Origin of the sequence: Cellulophaga baltica (assembly GCF_018861125.1) — a bacterium.
In the GTDB taxonomy this organism is placed as follows: Bacteria; Bacteroidota; Bacteroidia; order Flavobacteriales; family Flavobacteriaceae; genus Cellulophaga; species Cellulophaga baltica_A.
Genome location: NZ_JAHKQN010000019.1, coordinates 203,496 through 219,933 on the forward strand (window position 1 = coordinate 203,496; position 16,438 = coordinate 219,933).

Annotated in this window: 10 protein-coding genes; 6 read left to right on the forward strand and 4 right to left on the reverse strand. The window is 30.0% G+C overall.

All coding sequences use genetic code 11. The features are described 5' to 3' along the window. Positions 1–7: 7 nt before the first annotated feature. The 3 genes from KO500_RS10010 to KO500_RS10020 all read right to left on the reverse strand — a co-directional run bounded on the left by KO500_RS10010 (position 8) and on the right by KO500_RS10020 (position 6,266). Positions 8–628, reverse strand: a complete 621-nt coding sequence (locus KO500_RS10010) for a hypothetical protein (protein ID WP_215956403.1) — start codon at positions 626–628, stop codon at positions 8–10. 109 nt (positions 629–737) lie between these two features. Next, entirely contained in the window at positions 738–1,154 is a 417-nt protein-coding gene (locus KO500_RS10015; RefSeq protein ID WP_215956404.1) for a hypothetical protein, read from the reverse strand. Between the two features lie 120 nt (positions 1,155–1,274). Beyond that, positions 1,275–6,266, reverse strand: coding sequence for a DUF4132 domain-containing protein (locus tag KO500_RS10020; RefSeq protein ID WP_215956405.1), 4,992 nt, complete (start codon positions 6,264–6,266; stop codon positions 1,275–1,277). A 409-nt stretch (positions 6,267–6,675) separates the two neighbouring features. Between KO500_RS10020 and KO500_RS10025 the strand changes: the two genes are divergently transcribed. Both KO500_RS10025 and KO500_RS10030 read left to right on the forward strand, forming a co-directional pair. After that, positions 6,676–8,091, forward strand: coding sequence for a carbon starvation CstA family protein (locus KO500_RS10025; protein WP_215956406.1), 1,416 nt, complete (start codon positions 6,676–6,678; stop codon positions 8,089–8,091). Between the two features lie 231 nt (positions 8,092–8,322). Beyond that, complete coding sequence (locus KO500_RS10030; RefSeq protein WP_215956407.1) at positions 8,323–9,237, forward strand: hypothetical protein; 915 nt, start codon at positions 8,323–8,325, stop codon at positions 9,235–9,237. A 1-nt stretch (position 9,238) separates the two neighbouring features. Here the strand turns inward: KO500_RS10030 and KO500_RS10035 are convergent, their stop codons facing one another. Further along, positions 9,239–9,832, reverse strand: coding sequence for a DUF6134 family protein (locus KO500_RS10035; RefSeq protein ID WP_215956408.1), 594 nt, complete (start codon positions 9,830–9,832; stop codon positions 9,239–9,241). A 145-nt stretch (positions 9,833–9,977) separates the two neighbouring features. Here KO500_RS10035 and KO500_RS10040 point away from each other — a divergent pair, with 145 nt between their 5' ends. From KO500_RS10040 to KO500_RS10055, 4 genes are read left to right on the forward strand one after another with little or no spacing between them, the layout of a single operon-like run. Continuing rightward, entirely contained in the window at positions 9,978–11,495 is a 1,518-nt protein-coding gene (locus KO500_RS10040) for a pyridoxal phosphate-dependent decarboxylase family protein (protein WP_215956409.1), read from the forward strand. Positions 11,496–11,497: 2 nt separating this feature from the next. After that, positions 11,498–12,823: a lysine N(6)-hydroxylase/L-ornithine N(5)-oxygenase family protein gene (locus KO500_RS10045; protein WP_215956410.1), complete on the forward strand. Its 1,326-nt coding sequence runs from the start codon at positions 11,498–11,500 to the stop codon at positions 12,821–12,823. Positions 12,824–12,833: 10 nt separating this feature from the next. Further along, positions 12,834–14,012 carry an MFS transporter gene (locus KO500_RS10050; protein ID WP_252732476.1) on the forward strand — a complete coding sequence of 393 codons (1,179 nt, stop codon included), beginning with the start codon at positions 12,834–12,836 and terminating at the stop codon, positions 14,010–14,012. A 3-nt stretch (positions 14,013–14,015) separates the two neighbouring features. Beyond that, on the forward strand, positions 14,016–16,433 hold the full coding sequence (locus KO500_RS10055) for a GNAT family N-acetyltransferase (protein ID WP_215956411.1): 2,418 nt from the start codon (positions 14,016–14,018) through the stop codon (positions 16,431–16,433). The last annotated feature ends 5 nt before the right edge of the window (positions 16,434–16,438 follow it).

Sequence of the window (16,438 nt, forward strand, 5' to 3'; positions counted from 1 at the left end):
TATGAAATTATTTATTTAAAGGTATGGTACCAACAATATTACCTTCTTTAACTACATACAACATATTAGCAATTGGAGCATTCCCATAACTATCGTCTTCCCAAGCTTGTTGATGAAAATTAACAAATGCATTTAATAATTTATTTTCTGCATCTCTAGAAATTACCATCATACAAGTTCTTCTCGGAATTGTTACAAGTAACTCTTCAGATTCTAACATTTTGTGAGCCTTTAGCATGTGATTTACAGAGAGTATTCTCTCACTAGAAAAATCACGACCGCTTGAAGTTAATAGTTTGTTCTCAAAAGCTTCAGAATATTCAAAATCAGTAACAAATTCTTCAAGGTTTTTAAATGAATCAGCTATAATTTGATTACCATCCATTGTTTTTAAATCTTGATTGGTTAAGAAAACAAAATTTTCAGGTGTATCATAACCATAGCCTACAACAACTTGAGGGTTTTCATTATCGCCAATTAAGGTAGAACTAACTGCACCAGCTCTTAATCCACCCCAGTTTCCTGGTTTTAAAATAGGGTATATTTTATGATTGCCACTTCTTTTTTGTGTTGCAATTTTTTCAATTTCTTCTTTTGTTTTTTCGTTTCCTGAAATGGTATTACTCATGTTACTTTATTTAATTATAACAGATTTTTTATTAAAGTTATAGAATATCAATAAGGTTTATTTAGTCTTTTTTATAAGTGTAGCTATCTGTTTTATATTTGAACAACTACTACCAATATGAACCGACTAAAAAAGTCATTCTAATAAAGGCAATAGTACTTTCTTTAGTTAAATTTATAGGAGATTCTAAGGTTGTAACCTCATCACTATCAATAAAAACAACAAATAATCCATCTTTAAAAGCTATTAAAACATTATCAATAGCTTCTTGCTCAACTGCTAAATCTTTATTAGCGAGGTCACCAAAATCTACCTTGCCATCTTCAGCTTGTTCTTGTATTTCTGTAGGACTTAAAAAACCTACGATATTTACTTCTTCTCTCTTTTTATTAAATGCTTCTACTTGGTTTTTTACGCAAGCCACTAAAAGTTCCTCTAAGGTTTTTGGTATTGTAGCTAAGGTTAATGGTATTTGTTTTATTTTTTTTTTACCTAGTCTCTTTAATTGCAATGTTAGTTCTGGCATAGTTTTTTTCTTTTATGCGTTAGGGATTGTCGTGTAAAGCCCACAGTGCAAATGGCACGAGGACTTGAAACAAAAGCCCGCCCCACCTAAGTGGGGAACACCCGTATTTTATAACTAATTTTAACTGTTTATTTGAGCTAAAATGGTTGGATCTTGAATTTTATTATCTTCAGAGAGTAGTTTCATTTTTGAAATTATTTCGGCTGATTTAGGGTCATCATCTACAAAAGGTAAAAACATGCGCCCTCTATGTTGACTGTGAACGGGTAGTATTGCTAATGAGAGACCATTTTTACTAACCTGAGCACTACCTAAATGAATACGGTATTCTCCTAAAGTACCTTTTATTATTATATGACGTTCTTTAACAGTAATGTTCTTGAGTTTAAATAATTGAGCAGATTCTGTTGCTAAAGCAGCCCTCATTTGCATGGTACTATGACTTGCTTCTGGGTCAACACCGCCTACATGTGCAACACTAACAACAAGATCTAAATCTCTCATAATTTCACTAAAAACTACCGACGGTACATTTTTAAGAGGTATTGGTTTGTAATTTTCTAAAGAATAAAAAACAACATGCTCTAAAGTAGGAGCTTCTATATCGGCAGGAGAAAACCAATCTGCCATTGCATACATAGTGGCCATTAACCCTTTTTTATGATATACTTTTTGAAGTCCGTCTTCATGGCTAACTGTCCAACCGCGACCTCGTAATAATGCTACTGTTTTTTGAGGTTGAATTTGATGACCTTGATAACGTTCAGATTTAGAACCCAATTCTTCTTCATCTTTAGTAACCAAATAAAGCTCTCTAAATACTTGTTTAAAAGGTTGAACTAAACGCTCTGCAAATAAATATTTCTGATACAAATCCCATTGAACAGCTTTGTATAAATGTGAAGAGTGAGCAATAACTAAAATATCGTTTTCTTCTAAGCTATGCTTTTTGCCTTCTGTATCAGTTAAAATTCCATCAGTATAAAAACCAGAAATTTGTTTTTCAGGTGCGAATAACACCAATTTGCTAAGCATTGCTTTTACAATTGGATGTTGCATTATTTTGTGAATTTCTATTGCAGTAAATTCATCTTCGTTAACCATTGCATTTTCTAGTGATAAACGAGTTCTACTATATTGCTTTGTTAAATAAGACTTGCCTTCTTTTAAAGCCATTACCTGCTTGTCTTTTTTGTATTTTGCAGGAATAGATTTTTGTTTTTTATCACCTTTAGTAACTAAAATATCGGTTTTACCTTGATCTGTAATTACTAACTCAATAACGGCATCATCAAACTTTAAAACTGCATTTTCCATAATGGCTAATGTTGCCTTACTTTCCATTGCCCAACTAAAACGAACGCGATCTTGAAAACCTGCGTTTCTAGACAGGTTGTCTAACGCAATCTCTACTGCATTTTTTTCACTCTCTTGACGTTGCGCACCAAATTGCTTGCTTTCTTTTAAAAACTTTTGCAATAGGTTATATCGTTTTAATAAATCTTTTTGAGGTATTGTTTTACTTAAAGGAATCAGCCCTAAAGCTCTAACATAATCTTTATCTCTTTTTTCTGTAATCTTTTTTAATGTTTCAGTGATTTTTACTTCACCTAACATCACACTTGAATATAATTTTACTTGTCTGTGACCATTACCATCTGTAATATATTTTGCCGCTTCATGTAAAATTTTCCAATTAGCTTTACCAATATTTTTATACACTTTATTAAACCAGTCTATATCAATCGCACCAATTGCAAAGTCAGACTTTGGAATGTTTGAATACCTAGATATTATGGTTTCTTTCTCACTACTCATATAATCTGATGCATGTGCTTGAAACCACCATACAGCATCTTCTAATTTTTCTAAACCAAGGTATTCACCAACAAAACCTGCCCATTGTGTTGCATAGCAAGCAAGCTCTATTAATCTTTTTTTAGCAATTTTAGTTTCATCTGCAATTGCTACAAAATCTGCATAACTTTCTGTTTCTTTTAATGCACTCTTTTTTAGAATAGAACTAAAAGTAGATTTTTTAGTGTCACCGTAGTAACTATAGCCACGTTCAAAAGTATCTTTACCCATACGTTGCAACACCTTAAAAAGATAGTCTACTCCCTCTATTTTTGAAAGACTAGAAATATAACTCGTAGCGTCTGTTGCTAAATCTCCACGTTCTAACTCTGTAGAAAGTATGTTAGTTTTTAAAGAATTTAAGACTCTGTAAGGAACCAATGCTACATCTAAATTACCATTACGTATTCTGTAGTTTTGAGTGCCATCTAAAATTGACATTAGTTCGTTCGAGTTTAGCGCCTGAAAAAGTAAATCATCTTTAGTAATTAAGTTTTTTTGATAGAGAATTAATGAAATATCTAAAAAAGGTAATTGTAGACCTCTATTGGTATTTCTTTTTTCAGTAATAGCATTTATATCTGTAATTGGTTCAGGAAAGCCTATATATTGAGCTAAGATATACATTTTTATATCCCAATATTTTTTTAGTTGATCCAGGTCTCCAAACTTTATAAGTTCTTGCTCATCAATAACAACAACCAAACCATTAATAACATCAACCCAATTATAATTGTTGTACCTATAGCCTGTACCATAGGTGAATTTATCTTTTTTTAATTTCTCAGGAAAGTTTGCAATAGCATCTTCCCATACACTTAATTTAAAGCTTAAAATTGCGGGCCTATCTGCATAAGCCCTAAACAATCGCTTTAGTATTTTAGTATACCTAGTATTTGTGCTGTAATAGCTACGGTCTGATAGATCTAGCTTTATTCCTTCTAAATTAGGAATGTATTGCTTAACAAAATCTTCAAGTTTCTCGTAACTACCATAAGGAGCAGTATACGTATTTATGTAGTTTATAGCAGCGTACATTTCAAAATCGTTTAGCTTGCTTTCATTGTACCATTTTATCCAAACATCTGCTAAGGGTATATTATGCAAATGCTCCTCTGCAGACATCTCTTTTTTATATTTTTTAATTTCATGAATAGAATTGGCTAATAAAGCTGTGGTTGTACCACCATCATAAGCCTCTAATTTATATTCGTAATTTCTGTGCTCATAAACTAATGCTATTAAATTATTTATAGCTGCAACTGTTTTACGCTCATCTATAAAATTGCAAAACTTAAATTTTGCTTTAGAAATACCCAGTTTATCTAAAAAGCCTTTGCTATTATCAAACTGAATTTGGGGTGTATATAATGAGGATAAATTAGAATAATCTACTGCACCAAAGCCATTGCTATATGTAAATCCTATTTTAGTTTTAGAAAACTTATCTAAAAATACACTTTCATTTTTAGTGAATTTTGGTCGCTCTTTGTACAAGTTAATTTGTTCTTCTACAAATGCCGGATATTGTTCTTCTTCCTCTATTAACGTTAATATTTCAAGAGCAGCCAAACGCTTATCTACTGCCTTAGCCGTAATTAAATTTTGTGTACTTTTTTTAAATACATCCTCTGGTTGCTTAATTAAAAGTTTAATTAAGCCAGATCGGAGCGTTTTGTTTTTACGGCCAAATAAATCTTCCATAACATCTAAATCTTCTTGAAATAAAGTCATATGATGAAAAACGGTTAAACCTGTAGACATTACAGACTCATTCCTGTCTTTAATAGCTTGGTGTGCTAATTGTCTGCGCCAAGCATTTTTAGATAGAATAAGCTTTTCTGGTTTTTTGTATCCATAGTTGTAACCAAAAGAATAGGTGTAATGTTCGGGAAATACTTTTCTAATATAATTTTCTCTAATCTCAGAAGGTAATTTATTTAAGCTATTTGAAAGCAAATGCAAATGATCTTCAGTCGCATTTTTTATAATAAAATTGTAGAAAAAATTTGGTTGTACTGTAAAGTTATGCCAAGAGAACACTTTACTTTCAAATACTTTACCCTCTTTCGGTAATGCTTCAGCTACATTTTGAAAACGTTTAAAAAGTTTATTGTCTACATCAATATTAGGCAGGTTAACAACCATCCAATAATCTAATGCAGCATTTTCACCAAACTCTTTTTTAAAATAATCAACTATAGTACTATTGGTTCTACCTGTTTGACTTATAAAGTATAATCCTAGTAATTTTTTTTCTAATTTATCTGTACCATAAACAAGTTCTAGTGCTTTACTATTAGCTACATCAACATCAATGATACCTATAGCCCATAAACCTACATAAATTTCCAAATTATCATTGCTTTTTAAAAGCGTATCTATATCATCTAATTTTAAAATGTAGTCTTTACTTATTTCTAAAACTCTTTTTATAGTAGTTTTTTTAGGAGCCTCCCAACCAAAACCAAACCAAGTATCTACGGCTCTAACAACACTACTAAAACGCATTAAATCATTTTCTAAAATAACGTTTATTATATACTTTAAAGCACCATGACTAGTTTCATCTAATGATTCTAAAATTGTTTGCCGTAAACCTTCTTGGCGTTGCGCAGCAATTAATAATTTTGAAACAAGCTCCCAATACTCTTCTTTTTGAGTAAGTAATAAACCTTTAATAATGTCTTTACTTACACCACCAATTTCATCTTCAGCTTGTAGAATATCATTAACAACCTCATCAACTAACTCACCTTTATATTGCAAAACTACACCAAAAAAATAGCTATGTTTATGATCAAAATAGGTGCTGTACTGAAACTGTTCTTTTAATGTTAACGCACCAAAACCAGCACGGTTTGATGCTAAGAGTTTTCTAAAATAATTTATTTTATTGTATAAATGTGTTGAGTTTACTTTTGCTCTAAAAGCTCTTCTATTGTAGCCACTTTGGTAAGGTAGTGTATCGAACATGCTCCACAATACGGCTAAATAATGTGCTTGTACATCACCAAATAATAATTTTCCTAAACGCGCACCTTCTGAATTAATCCAAGGGTTTATGGTTTCAGCATCTTTAAAGGCATTAATAAAGGGTGTAATATATGCTTGGTTTCGATTTTCATCACTTAAACCAGATAATAATAATCCGAATATTTTATAAGGTTCTGAAAAGTTATTGAAGTCTGATAATTTTAAAGCTGCTTTTTTATGCCTATTAATATACTCTTGTGCTTTTTCAAATGGGATCATACGTATGCTAATCTTTTTCGCGTTGTTTGTATTTTTAGAAATCTAAAATTTGTATAAGCTATATTTATTATAATATAAACGAATACATATCTTATTAACTAAAACCTTTTTGTCTTATTTTAATTGGTATTAAAATCTTTTGCAAGTTAGATTTTGAATTTTAGTTTTGAATCCCTGAATTAGGGGATATTTAAAATTTATAAAGTTTTTTTATAAAATGAAAAACAATTTAATACTTATGTATTAGAAAAAGAATCTTTTGTAAATTAGCACACTCTTTATAACGTACGACCAATTTTAAACCAAAACATATTCCATACAGGCAATCTATTAAGTTTAATAGCGCTTAAAGGAATTTTATAAAAAATTAAATTGGTATAAATTATAGCTTACCAGCAACATAGTATTTATGATTACTTTTATTACTGCTTTTATTCTATTAATAATAGGATACTTCACTTATGGGAAATTTGTTGATAGAACCTTTAAATCAGATGCTAATAAAACAACACCAGCACATACTTTAGAAGATGGTGTAGATTTTGTACCCATGAACAGTAATAAAAACTCTTTTATTCAAATATTAAATATTGCTGGAGTAGGACCAATTTTTGGTCCAATATTAGGTGCTTTGTATGGTCCTTCAGCTTTTTTATGGATTGTTTTTGGGTCTATTTTTGCAGGTGGAGTTCACGATTATTTAACGGGTATGATTTCTATACGATTAGGCGGAGCACATTTGCCAGCAATGGCTTCTCATTTTTTAGGAAAATCATTTAGTCATGTTGTAAATTTATTTACTTTACTATTATTAGTGTTAGTAGGTACTGTTTTTGTGACTGCACCTGCTGAAATGATTAATCACTTAATTGATGGTGAGACCGGTATTTTAAAAATTATTATTCTGCTTATTTTCTTTTACTATATTGTTGCTACAGTATTACCAATTGATAAAATTATAGGAAAAATATATCCTATTTTGGGTATGTTGTTAATAATCAGTGCAATTGGCATTTGTATTGGTATGTTTATTTATGGTAATCCATTACCAGAGTTGACATTGGAAAATCTGCATCCGCAAAACATACCCTATTACCCAGTAATTTTTCTAACCATTTCATGTGGGGCTTTATCTGGTTTTCATGCTACGCAATCACCAATTATATCACGTACTATTGATAATGAAAAAGATGGAAGAAAAGTCTTTTATGGTATGATGATATTAGAAGCTTTTATTGCTATGATATGGGCGGCAGCATCAATGAGTTTGTTAAATACAGAAGAGTTGAGTGCTCTTTTAGCAGAAGGTGGCCCAGCAGCAGTAGTAAATAAAATTGCAATAATTCTATTGGGTAGTGTTGGTGGTACCATTGCTGTAATTGGTGTTATAGTTTTGCCAATAACATCTGGTGATACATCATTTAGGGCGGCAAGAATGATAATCGCAGATTACTTGAAAATAGATCAAAAAGTGTTAAGAAATAGGTTTGCAGTTGCAATTCCATTATTTGCCATTTCGTATATACTTACTAATATGGATTTTCAAATGTTATGGCGTTATTTTTCATGGTCTAACCAAGTAACCGCATCTATTGCTTTATGGATTGGAGCTGTATATTTATATGAGAATAAAAAATATTATATAATGGCTTTAGTACCTGCATTTTTTATAACCTCAGTAATTCTTTCATACATTTTTTATGATCCAACAATTGGATTTAACTTAAGTCCGATGTTATCAAATTGGTTAGGTTTAATATTTACGTGTTTGTTAACCTTATTGTTTTTTACGGTCATGAAAAAAAGAAAACCTTTAAAAGCATAATAAAAAACTATAGTTTTCGCTTTATAAAAGTCACCTGGTTTAGGTGACTTTTTTTATTGTTTGTTTTTGATAGGTGTATATCAGATTTTTTTATAAAAACTCACTGGTTACCGTGATAAGTAATAGAAATCAACATAGTAATTTTGTTTTATGGATATAGGTTCTAAAGAGATTTTAATAGGTTTTATAATTGTTTTGGCTGTTGTGTTTTATAGTTTAAAAACGAAATACATGATATCTAATAGAAAAGCATCTGAAAACTTAAATACATTTTTAAAAAACAATTATAATGATGAATTGGATTTTAGTGAATTGACTCGTTTTTTTAATACGGCAACCATGAACCCCAATAGTTTTTGGGCCAGAATTTATCAAAAAGAGGATCCTAGAGTTGAACTTATTTTACACTTTGATGCTAATCATATAAAAACTCAATCTGATGTTGCGTCTCAATACCCTGACGGATTATCATTTCATAATCAATATTTAGAAAAAATTGAAATTGTACAAACTCAAGATAGAATTTCTAATAGAATTAAACCCTTTGGTGTACACTTAAAATGGGAATATAATTTGATTCATCTTCAATTTATTAACGAATATTCTGAAATTCAAATTTTTGAAAAAATAGCTTACTTCTTAGAACTTTTTAATGCGGAAGATTTTAATAAAGTTGGCTATTATCATGAAGCCATAATAGTATTAAGTTTTGTTTCAGAAAATAAACCTCAATTAGCTTTAGATATTAAACAAGAAAATGATTTTTGGGTTTATAAAGACTTGCAATTGAATGAAGAGTCAAAAGAATTTAAAATTTTAAAAAGTAATCTTGAACAACAGTTTGAAAAGTATCTTGAAGAGAACTTTAAAACCAATAAATTGTATGACTATTATGGGAGTTTTGTAGCGCAACAAAATTTTAATCAAGTTTTGTTTATTCAATTTACTGAAGCAAAAAAAACAAAAAAACAATTTAAAGAAAGAGAAAAAGGAGTTTGGATTTCGCCTATTACAGGTTATATTGTTAGCTATTGGAATATTAAAAATCAAGAATTAGAATATATAAATTATAAGCCAACTTCTAATGATATAAGCAAAGCAGAAATTTTAGAAATAGAGAAATTACAATTTTTAAAAAACATGTAATCTAATGTCTTAGTTTCATCTCAAATTCTATAATACCACCATCAACAATTGCACTTTCTAAAATTCCATTTTTATATGTATAGTTATTTTCCTTACCTTTTGAATTAGTCTTTTTGTACGTATGATTTCCTAAAGAAGTTATAGAATTAAAACTTCCATCTTGCTCTGAATAGCATTTAGTTATATTCATAGGCTCAATAAAATAAAGTAAAATGGTACTGTATTTAATAGTTGTATTAATAGGGTCTTGAACTTTATTGTTTTTAGTAATTAAATATTTGTTCTCTTGCCAATGTGTATTTGTTTTTGCATGTTGTTTTCCATTAACCAAAATATCAACATTAGCTTTTTTTAAAAGGTTATTTTCCATACTTACTTCATAAGTATAGTTAACATCAATCTGTTTAATAATTTTTATACCAATAGTGCTAGAGGTATGATAAATAGTTTTGTCGCCTTTTGTTGAATAAGTAGCCTTTAAGCTACCTATATTTTTGTTTTTATAAATAATATCATACAAAAGAATTTTATTTGAGTTTAGTTCGCTGTTATTCTGTGAATAAATCAAATTCAAAATAAAAAAATACAATATCATCTTCTATGATTTTTAATACTTTTTAAAGGTACTTTATATCTTAGTAATTTAATATCCAATTACGTCTTTTATTATCCTTATTTAGTCTTTTAGTCTACTTATTTACTTTTAGTTTTGATTTCTTATTAAGACTAAATAAAAATAAATGCAATTAAATAAGCCATCTTCTTTCAAAGAGTTATCATCAAATAATTATTTATTTAATGAAGAATCTGCTAAGTTGTACGGAGAATATATAGATAAAACTCTAAATTATATTCAGCAGTTTTTATCTCAAAGAAAATTTTACAAGGGAGATAATATTGATGAAATAAAAAAAAATAAAATTAAAGCTAGGTTACAGCACATTAGTCAAACTCATAGTATTGATAATGTCTTAGAAGAGCTGAATGAATTGTATATAAAAAATGCTGTTTCTTTTCATAACCCTAATTATGTAGCACATTTAAATTGTCCTATCACTTTACCATCTATAGTTGCGGAATTACTAGCAACAAGTATAAATACGGCTATTGAAACTTGGGATCAAAGCAATGTAGCAACTTTTATAGAACAAGAAGTAATAAAATGGATTTGCAGTGAGTATAATTTTAATGAAAGTGCAGATGGTGTTTTTACAAGTGGCGGAACTCAATCAAATTTTATGGGCTTATTGTTAGCAAGGGATCATTATGCATATAAAAATTTAGGAATTAATATAAAACAAAATGGTTGGTCTGATGACGTTAGTAAATTTAGAATTTTTTGTTCTGAGAAATCACACTTTAGTATAAAAAAAAATGCAGGTTTATTAGGTTTAGGTTTTGATGCCGTTATACCTGTAAAAGTTGATAATACAATGAGAATGGACCTCTTTGAATTGGCATTAGAAATAGAAAAAGTCAAAAAAGAAGGAAATATTCCTATTGCTGTTGTGGCTACCTTAGGAACTACAGACTATGGTAGTTTTGATCCATTAGAAGAAATTACAACATTAGCTAAACAAAATGGAATGTGGTTACATGTAGACGGGGCTTATGGAGGGTGTTTTGTATTAACAGAAACTCATAATCATTATTTTAAAGCTATTGAAAAAGCAGATTCTGTTACTGTAGATTTTCATAAAACCTTATTTCAGCCTGTAAGTTGTAGTGCTTTTTTAGTAAAAGACAAGCAACATTTACAATACGTTTCATACTATGCAGATTATTTAAATCCACTAGAAAGTAAAGATGAAGAACGACCAGATTTAATTGAAAAATCTATGCAAACAACACGTAGGTTTGATGCATTAAAGGTATGGCTAACTTTAAAAACTTTAGGTACAAAAACCATAGCTTCTTATTTAGAAAGTGTTCATTTTATAATAAAAAATGTATATGAAAACGTAAAGTTAAATAATGCTTTTGAAATAGCTCATGTACCAGCCTTAAGTACTTTAGTTTTTAGATATAAACACAAAGATGTACTTGATGATATTGTACACAATGAAATTAACTTACATATAAAAAACACATTGTATAAATCAGGAAAAGCCTCTGTAGCAAGTACAAAATTAAACGGAGTAACCTATTTGAAATTTACGCTATTGAATCCAAAAAATACAGTAGAGAATCTTTTAAATATTGTTAAGATGATAGAAAAAGAAGGGGTAGCATACGAATCACAATTAAAAACAGCATAACGATGAGTCAAGATAATATAATGGATTTTATAGCTATTGGAGTAGGACCTTTTAATTTAGGTTTAGCATGTTTAACAGAACCAATCAAAAATTTAAACGGAGTTTTCTTAGACAAAAAAGAAAGTTTTAACTGGCATCCAGGTATGTTACTAGAAGATACAACTTTACAAGTACCTTTTATGGCAGATTTGGTAACCTTGGCAGACCCAACAAGTCCGTTTAGTTTTTTAAATTATATAAAGAAAAAAGGGTTGTTGTATTCATTTTACATTCGAGAAAACTTTTTATTATTAAGAAATGAATACAATCAATATTGTCAATGGGCAATTAGTAAATTACCCAACATTTACTTTAATACAGAGGTTAAACATGTTAGTTATGATGAGCAAGAAGGTATTTACGTAGTAACAAGTATTTGTATGAAGACAAAAAAAGTGAAAATATATAAAGCTAAAAAATTAGTTTTAGGTACAGGTACACCACCATATATACCCGAAAGTTGCAAAAAATTAAAAGGAAAAGCTGTACACTCATCTCAGTATTTAAAAGCTAAAGAAAATTTACAAGAGCAAAAAAAGATAACTGTTTTAGGTAGCGGTCAAAGTGCCGCTGAGATTTTTTACGATTTATTATTAGAGATAGACACAAAAAATTATGAATTAAGCTGGATAACACGTTCTCCGCGTTTCTTTCCGCTAGAATATTCTAAGTTGACCTTAGAAATGACATCTCCTGAATATGTAGATTATTTTTATGATTTACCTACTGAGAAAAGAGACGATTTAATTAAAAACCAAAAGCATTTGTATAAAGGAATTAATTCGGATTTAATTTCAGCTATTCATGACACTTTATATGCAAAAAGAATCACGGCAAAAAAAGAATTAAAAGTTTCTTTAAGGACAAATTCAGAATTAAAAAATACAACGCTTAAAGAAAGTACAATTGAGCTTGAATTCCATCAGATAGAACAAAACAAATATTTTAAACAAGAAACGGAGGGTTTGGTTTTAGCTACAGGTTATAGCTATCAATTACCAGAGTTTGTGGAAGGAATTTCTAATAGGATTGAATGGGATGAGAAAGGTCGTTTTGATGTGGCAAGAAATTATAGTGTAGATAAGAATAAAAAAGAGGTTTTTGTTCAAAATGCTGAATTACATACGCATGGTTTTGTAACACCAGATTTAGGAATGGCAGCATATAGAAACTCATACATTATTAAAGAAATAACTGGAGTAGAGCATTATCCAATAGAAAAAAGTATTGCTTTTCAACAATTTGGAGTATCTCAAGAAGAAGAGGTTTTTATGAATGTTTTGAGTTAATAAACAAACTATGAAGTTAAAAAACTTTCTAATAGTAATTACGCTGGTAGCCGTGGTAAGCGATTATTTACTACATCCATTTTATCCGCAGTTTTTTGAGATACGTTTTGGAGTTACCAATCCGGAATATGTTGGTTATTATTTTGCAGCTATTTGTTTTATGGTAATGCTAGCCTTTCCGTTTTGGGCATATATATCTAAAAAAATATCAGAACTAAATATTCTAATATACACACAAGCTGTTGCTGGGCTTTTAGCACTCTATTGTTATTACACCACATCATATGTCAATTTTTGGGTAATATCGCTAATTATGGTGCTTTTTAAAGGAAGTTATCTATTAGTGTATCCATATATCTTAAAAATAATTACGAAGGAAGAACAGCCAAAAACAATAGGGTTATTATCTGTGGTAGTACACTTAGGCGGAATTTTAGGTGCGGTTTTAGGTGGGTTTACGGTAGATTATATTCACCCGAGTAGCATCTTTTTAATAATGGCTTTGGGCGATTTTGTACAAATGGCAATGAGTGGTTATTTATTAAAAAGCAAAAAATACGATACAAGTATTGTGGTTGTAGAAGAAGATGAATTGAAAGATAAAAAGATAATGCCAAAAGGATTTATTTTAAAACTAGGGTTAATCACCTTAATCCTTTATTTCAGTGATTTTTTAATTAGACCATTCTTTTCATTGTACTGGGAAAGTTTTTCAGACTTTAAAAGCAAACTAGTATCAGGAGCTATTTATGCAATTCCAGGTTTTGTAGCTTTAATTACACTTTGGATAAACAATAAAAGAAAAACAGCAGAAGGATACCAAGGTATTATTAATGCTTTATGTATTGGTTTAATAGGTTTGTTTTTACAAGGAATTCCATCTGAAATGGCAGTTATAACTGGTAGAATTATTTACGGATGGGCAATTTTTCAAGGCGTCGTAAAATTCGATATTTTATTATTTGAATTAAGCTCACCAGAATCGTATGCAGTAGATTATAGTAAGGTGCATTTTTTTCAGAATTTAGGTGTTTTATTAGCCTCATTAAGTGTTGGAGTCGTGGTAGAAAATTTCGGATTACAATTACCATTTACTATTGCATTAGGTGGATTCATACTTACGCTAGTATTATACTTTTTTATATTTAAATCCGTACGAGTTTTTCATAAAAAATTAGCAAAAATATAAAAAATGTCAGCAGAAAATAAAAATATTTTCACTCAAGAGTATGCTGGTTTTGGTAGCATATCTATACGGCCTTTTAAGGTTAATGAAGACAGTGTGTTTTTACACAATTGGGTAATCCAAGAATATGCAGTTTTTTGGGAAATGCAAAACGCAACTTTACAAGATGTAGAAGATGAGTACACGAAATTAACTGTACCAAAAGATTACGATGTATTTGTTGGAGTGTTTAATAACAAGCCTGCATTTGTATTAGAAAAATACAATCCTAAAAAAGATATTATAAATCAGTTTTATAATCCAAGAGATTCAGATAGTGGTGTACATATTATTGTTGCTCCGCCATCAGAACCAATAACGGCAAATTTTACTTGGTTTATGTTTCGTGCTATTATGGATTTTACGTTTGCAAATTCTTCTATTGATAGAATTTTAGTAGAACCCGATATTCGAAATAAAAAAATGTTTGCCTTATGTCAGCGTATCGGTTTTACGTTGGGCGAAGTAGTAGAATTACCACATAAAACAGCACAATTAGCTTTTTTAACCAAAGCTAATTATCAACAAAAAATAAATTCATTTTCACCTTCAAAAAGAAGTACTATGAACACATTAGATAATGTGGTTTCTCCACAACAATCAACACAGCATATACAACCAAAAGTTTGGCAACAATCAAATTTATTATTGGTAAAAAAAGCATTATGTGAGTTTTCGCATGAGTTGTTAATCAACCCAGAAATTATAGAAAGTCATGAAAATGGTTATCATACTTATAAAGTGTACGCCGATAAAAAAGAAATTAGGTACGAATTTAAAGCGAAACCATTAGCCTTAAATCATTATTTAATAATAGATGAGTCTATTAAAAAATATGTAGGAGATACTTTAGCGGATTTAGATGCGGTTTATTTTATAAAAGAGTTTAAGGATATATTAGGTATTGCTAAAGAAAAAATGCCAGTGTATTTAGAAGAAATTATAAGTACGTTATATGGTAGTGCTTTTAAAATAACCAAAGGAAATCCAACAGCAAAAGAGTTGGCAACGGCAGATTTTCAAACCATAGAACAATCGATGACCGAAGGACATCCTGGATTTGTGGCAAACAACGGAAGAATTGGTTTTGATAGTACCGATTATCGTTCGTATGCACCAGAAGCAGGAAATTCATTTTCATTATTGTGGATGGCGGGTCATAAAAGTAAAGCAGTGTTTTCTGCAATAGAAAGTTTACCATACGAAACTTTAATTCAACAAGAATTAGATGCGGCAACCATTTCTAAATTCAATGCTATTATTGAAGAAAAAGGACATGATGCTAACGATTATTTATTCTTACCCATTCATCCATGGCAATGGTTTAATAAACTAGCTAATATTTTTTCGCCAGAAGTAGCTAAAGGAGATTTAATCTGTTTGGGTTATGGTCCAGATCAGTATTTGGCACAACAATCTATCAGAACATTATTTAATACTACAAACCCACATAAGTTTTATACAAAATCTGCCTTATCAATCTTAAATATGGGATTCATGAGAGGTTTGCCGTTGTATTATTTAGGAACAGCTCCTAAAATGGCGGTTTGGTTAGAAGAGCTATTATACAACGATACGTACATTCAAGAAAACGGATTCAGAATGTTAAGTGAAATCGGTTCAGTAAGTTATGTGAATCCGTATTTCGAAGAATTCGGACCTCATAACGATTATAACAAAATGTTAGCTTCTTTGTGGAGAGAAAGTCCGTATTCTGTAGTAAAAGAAAATCAGAAGCCTATAACAATGGCAGCTTTATTACATATAGATCATTTCGGAAATGCTTTACTACCAGAAATTATTAAAGACTCAGGTTTATCTATTTATGATTGGTTGCGTAAATATTTACAAGCCTATTTAAGTCCGATGTTACACTGTTTCTATTACTACGACCTGGTATTTATGCCACATGGCGAGAACATTATTTTAGTGTTAGAAGATAATATTCCTGTATATGCTTTATTAAAAGATATTACAGAGGAAGCTTGTATTTTAAGTGAAGATGTAGTGTTGCCAGAGCATTTACAAAGAATGTACGCACCGGTACCCGAAGATGTGAAATTGTTATCCATTTTTACAGATATGTTTGATGGTTTTTTCAGATTCTTAGCACCAATTTTAGAAGAGCAAGCAGATTATAGTGAAACTCGTTTTTGGGAAATGGTAGCAGAAAATGTAACTGATTATCAAGCGAAGTTTCCGCAATTATCAGAAAAGTTTAAGAAGTACGACATGTTTGCAGATGATTTTAAATTATCGTGTTTAAACAGATTACAATTAAATAATCATATGCAAATGATTGATTTAGATGATCCTGTAGCATTATTACAATTTGCAGGAAAGTTAGAGAACCCTATTGCACAATTTAAAACGCAAGAAGCTTAGTAGTT

Bases quoted from the DNA above. Each gene is read 5' to 3' on its own strand.
- KO500_RS10010 (WP_215956403.1), bottom strand. From the start codon at position 628: ATGAGTAATACCATTTCAGGAAACGAAAAAACAAAAGAAGAAATTGAA.
- KO500_RS10015 (WP_215956404.1), bottom strand. From the start codon at position 1,154: ATGCCAGAACTAACATTGCAATTAAAGAGACTAGGTAAAAAAAAAATA.
- KO500_RS10020 (WP_215956405.1), bottom strand. From the start codon at position 6,266: ATGATCCCATTTGAAAAAGCACAAGAGTATATTAATAGGCATAAAAAA.
- KO500_RS10025 (WP_215956406.1), top strand. From the start codon at position 6,676: ATGATTACTTTTATTACTGCTTTTATTCTATTAATAATAGGATACTTC.
- KO500_RS10030 (WP_215956407.1), top strand. From the start codon at position 8,323: ATGATATCTAATAGAAAAGCATCTGAAAACTTAAATACATTTTTAAAA.
- KO500_RS10035 (WP_215956408.1), bottom strand. From the start codon at position 9,832: ATGATATTGTATTTTTTTATTTTGAATTTGATTTATTCACAGAATAAC.
- KO500_RS10040 (WP_215956409.1), top strand. From the start codon at position 9,978: ATGCAATTAAATAAGCCATCTTCTTTCAAAGAGTTATCATCAAATAAT.
- KO500_RS10045 (WP_215956410.1), top strand. From the start codon at position 11,498: ATGAGTCAAGATAATATAATGGATTTTATAGCTATTGGAGTAGGACCT.
- KO500_RS10050 (WP_252732476.1), top strand. From the start codon at position 12,834: ATGAAGTTAAAAAACTTTCTAATAGTAATTACGCTGGTAGCCGTGGTA.
- KO500_RS10055 (WP_215956411.1), top strand. From the start codon at position 14,016: ATGTCAGCAGAAAATAAAAATATTTTCACTCAAGAGTATGCTGGTTTT.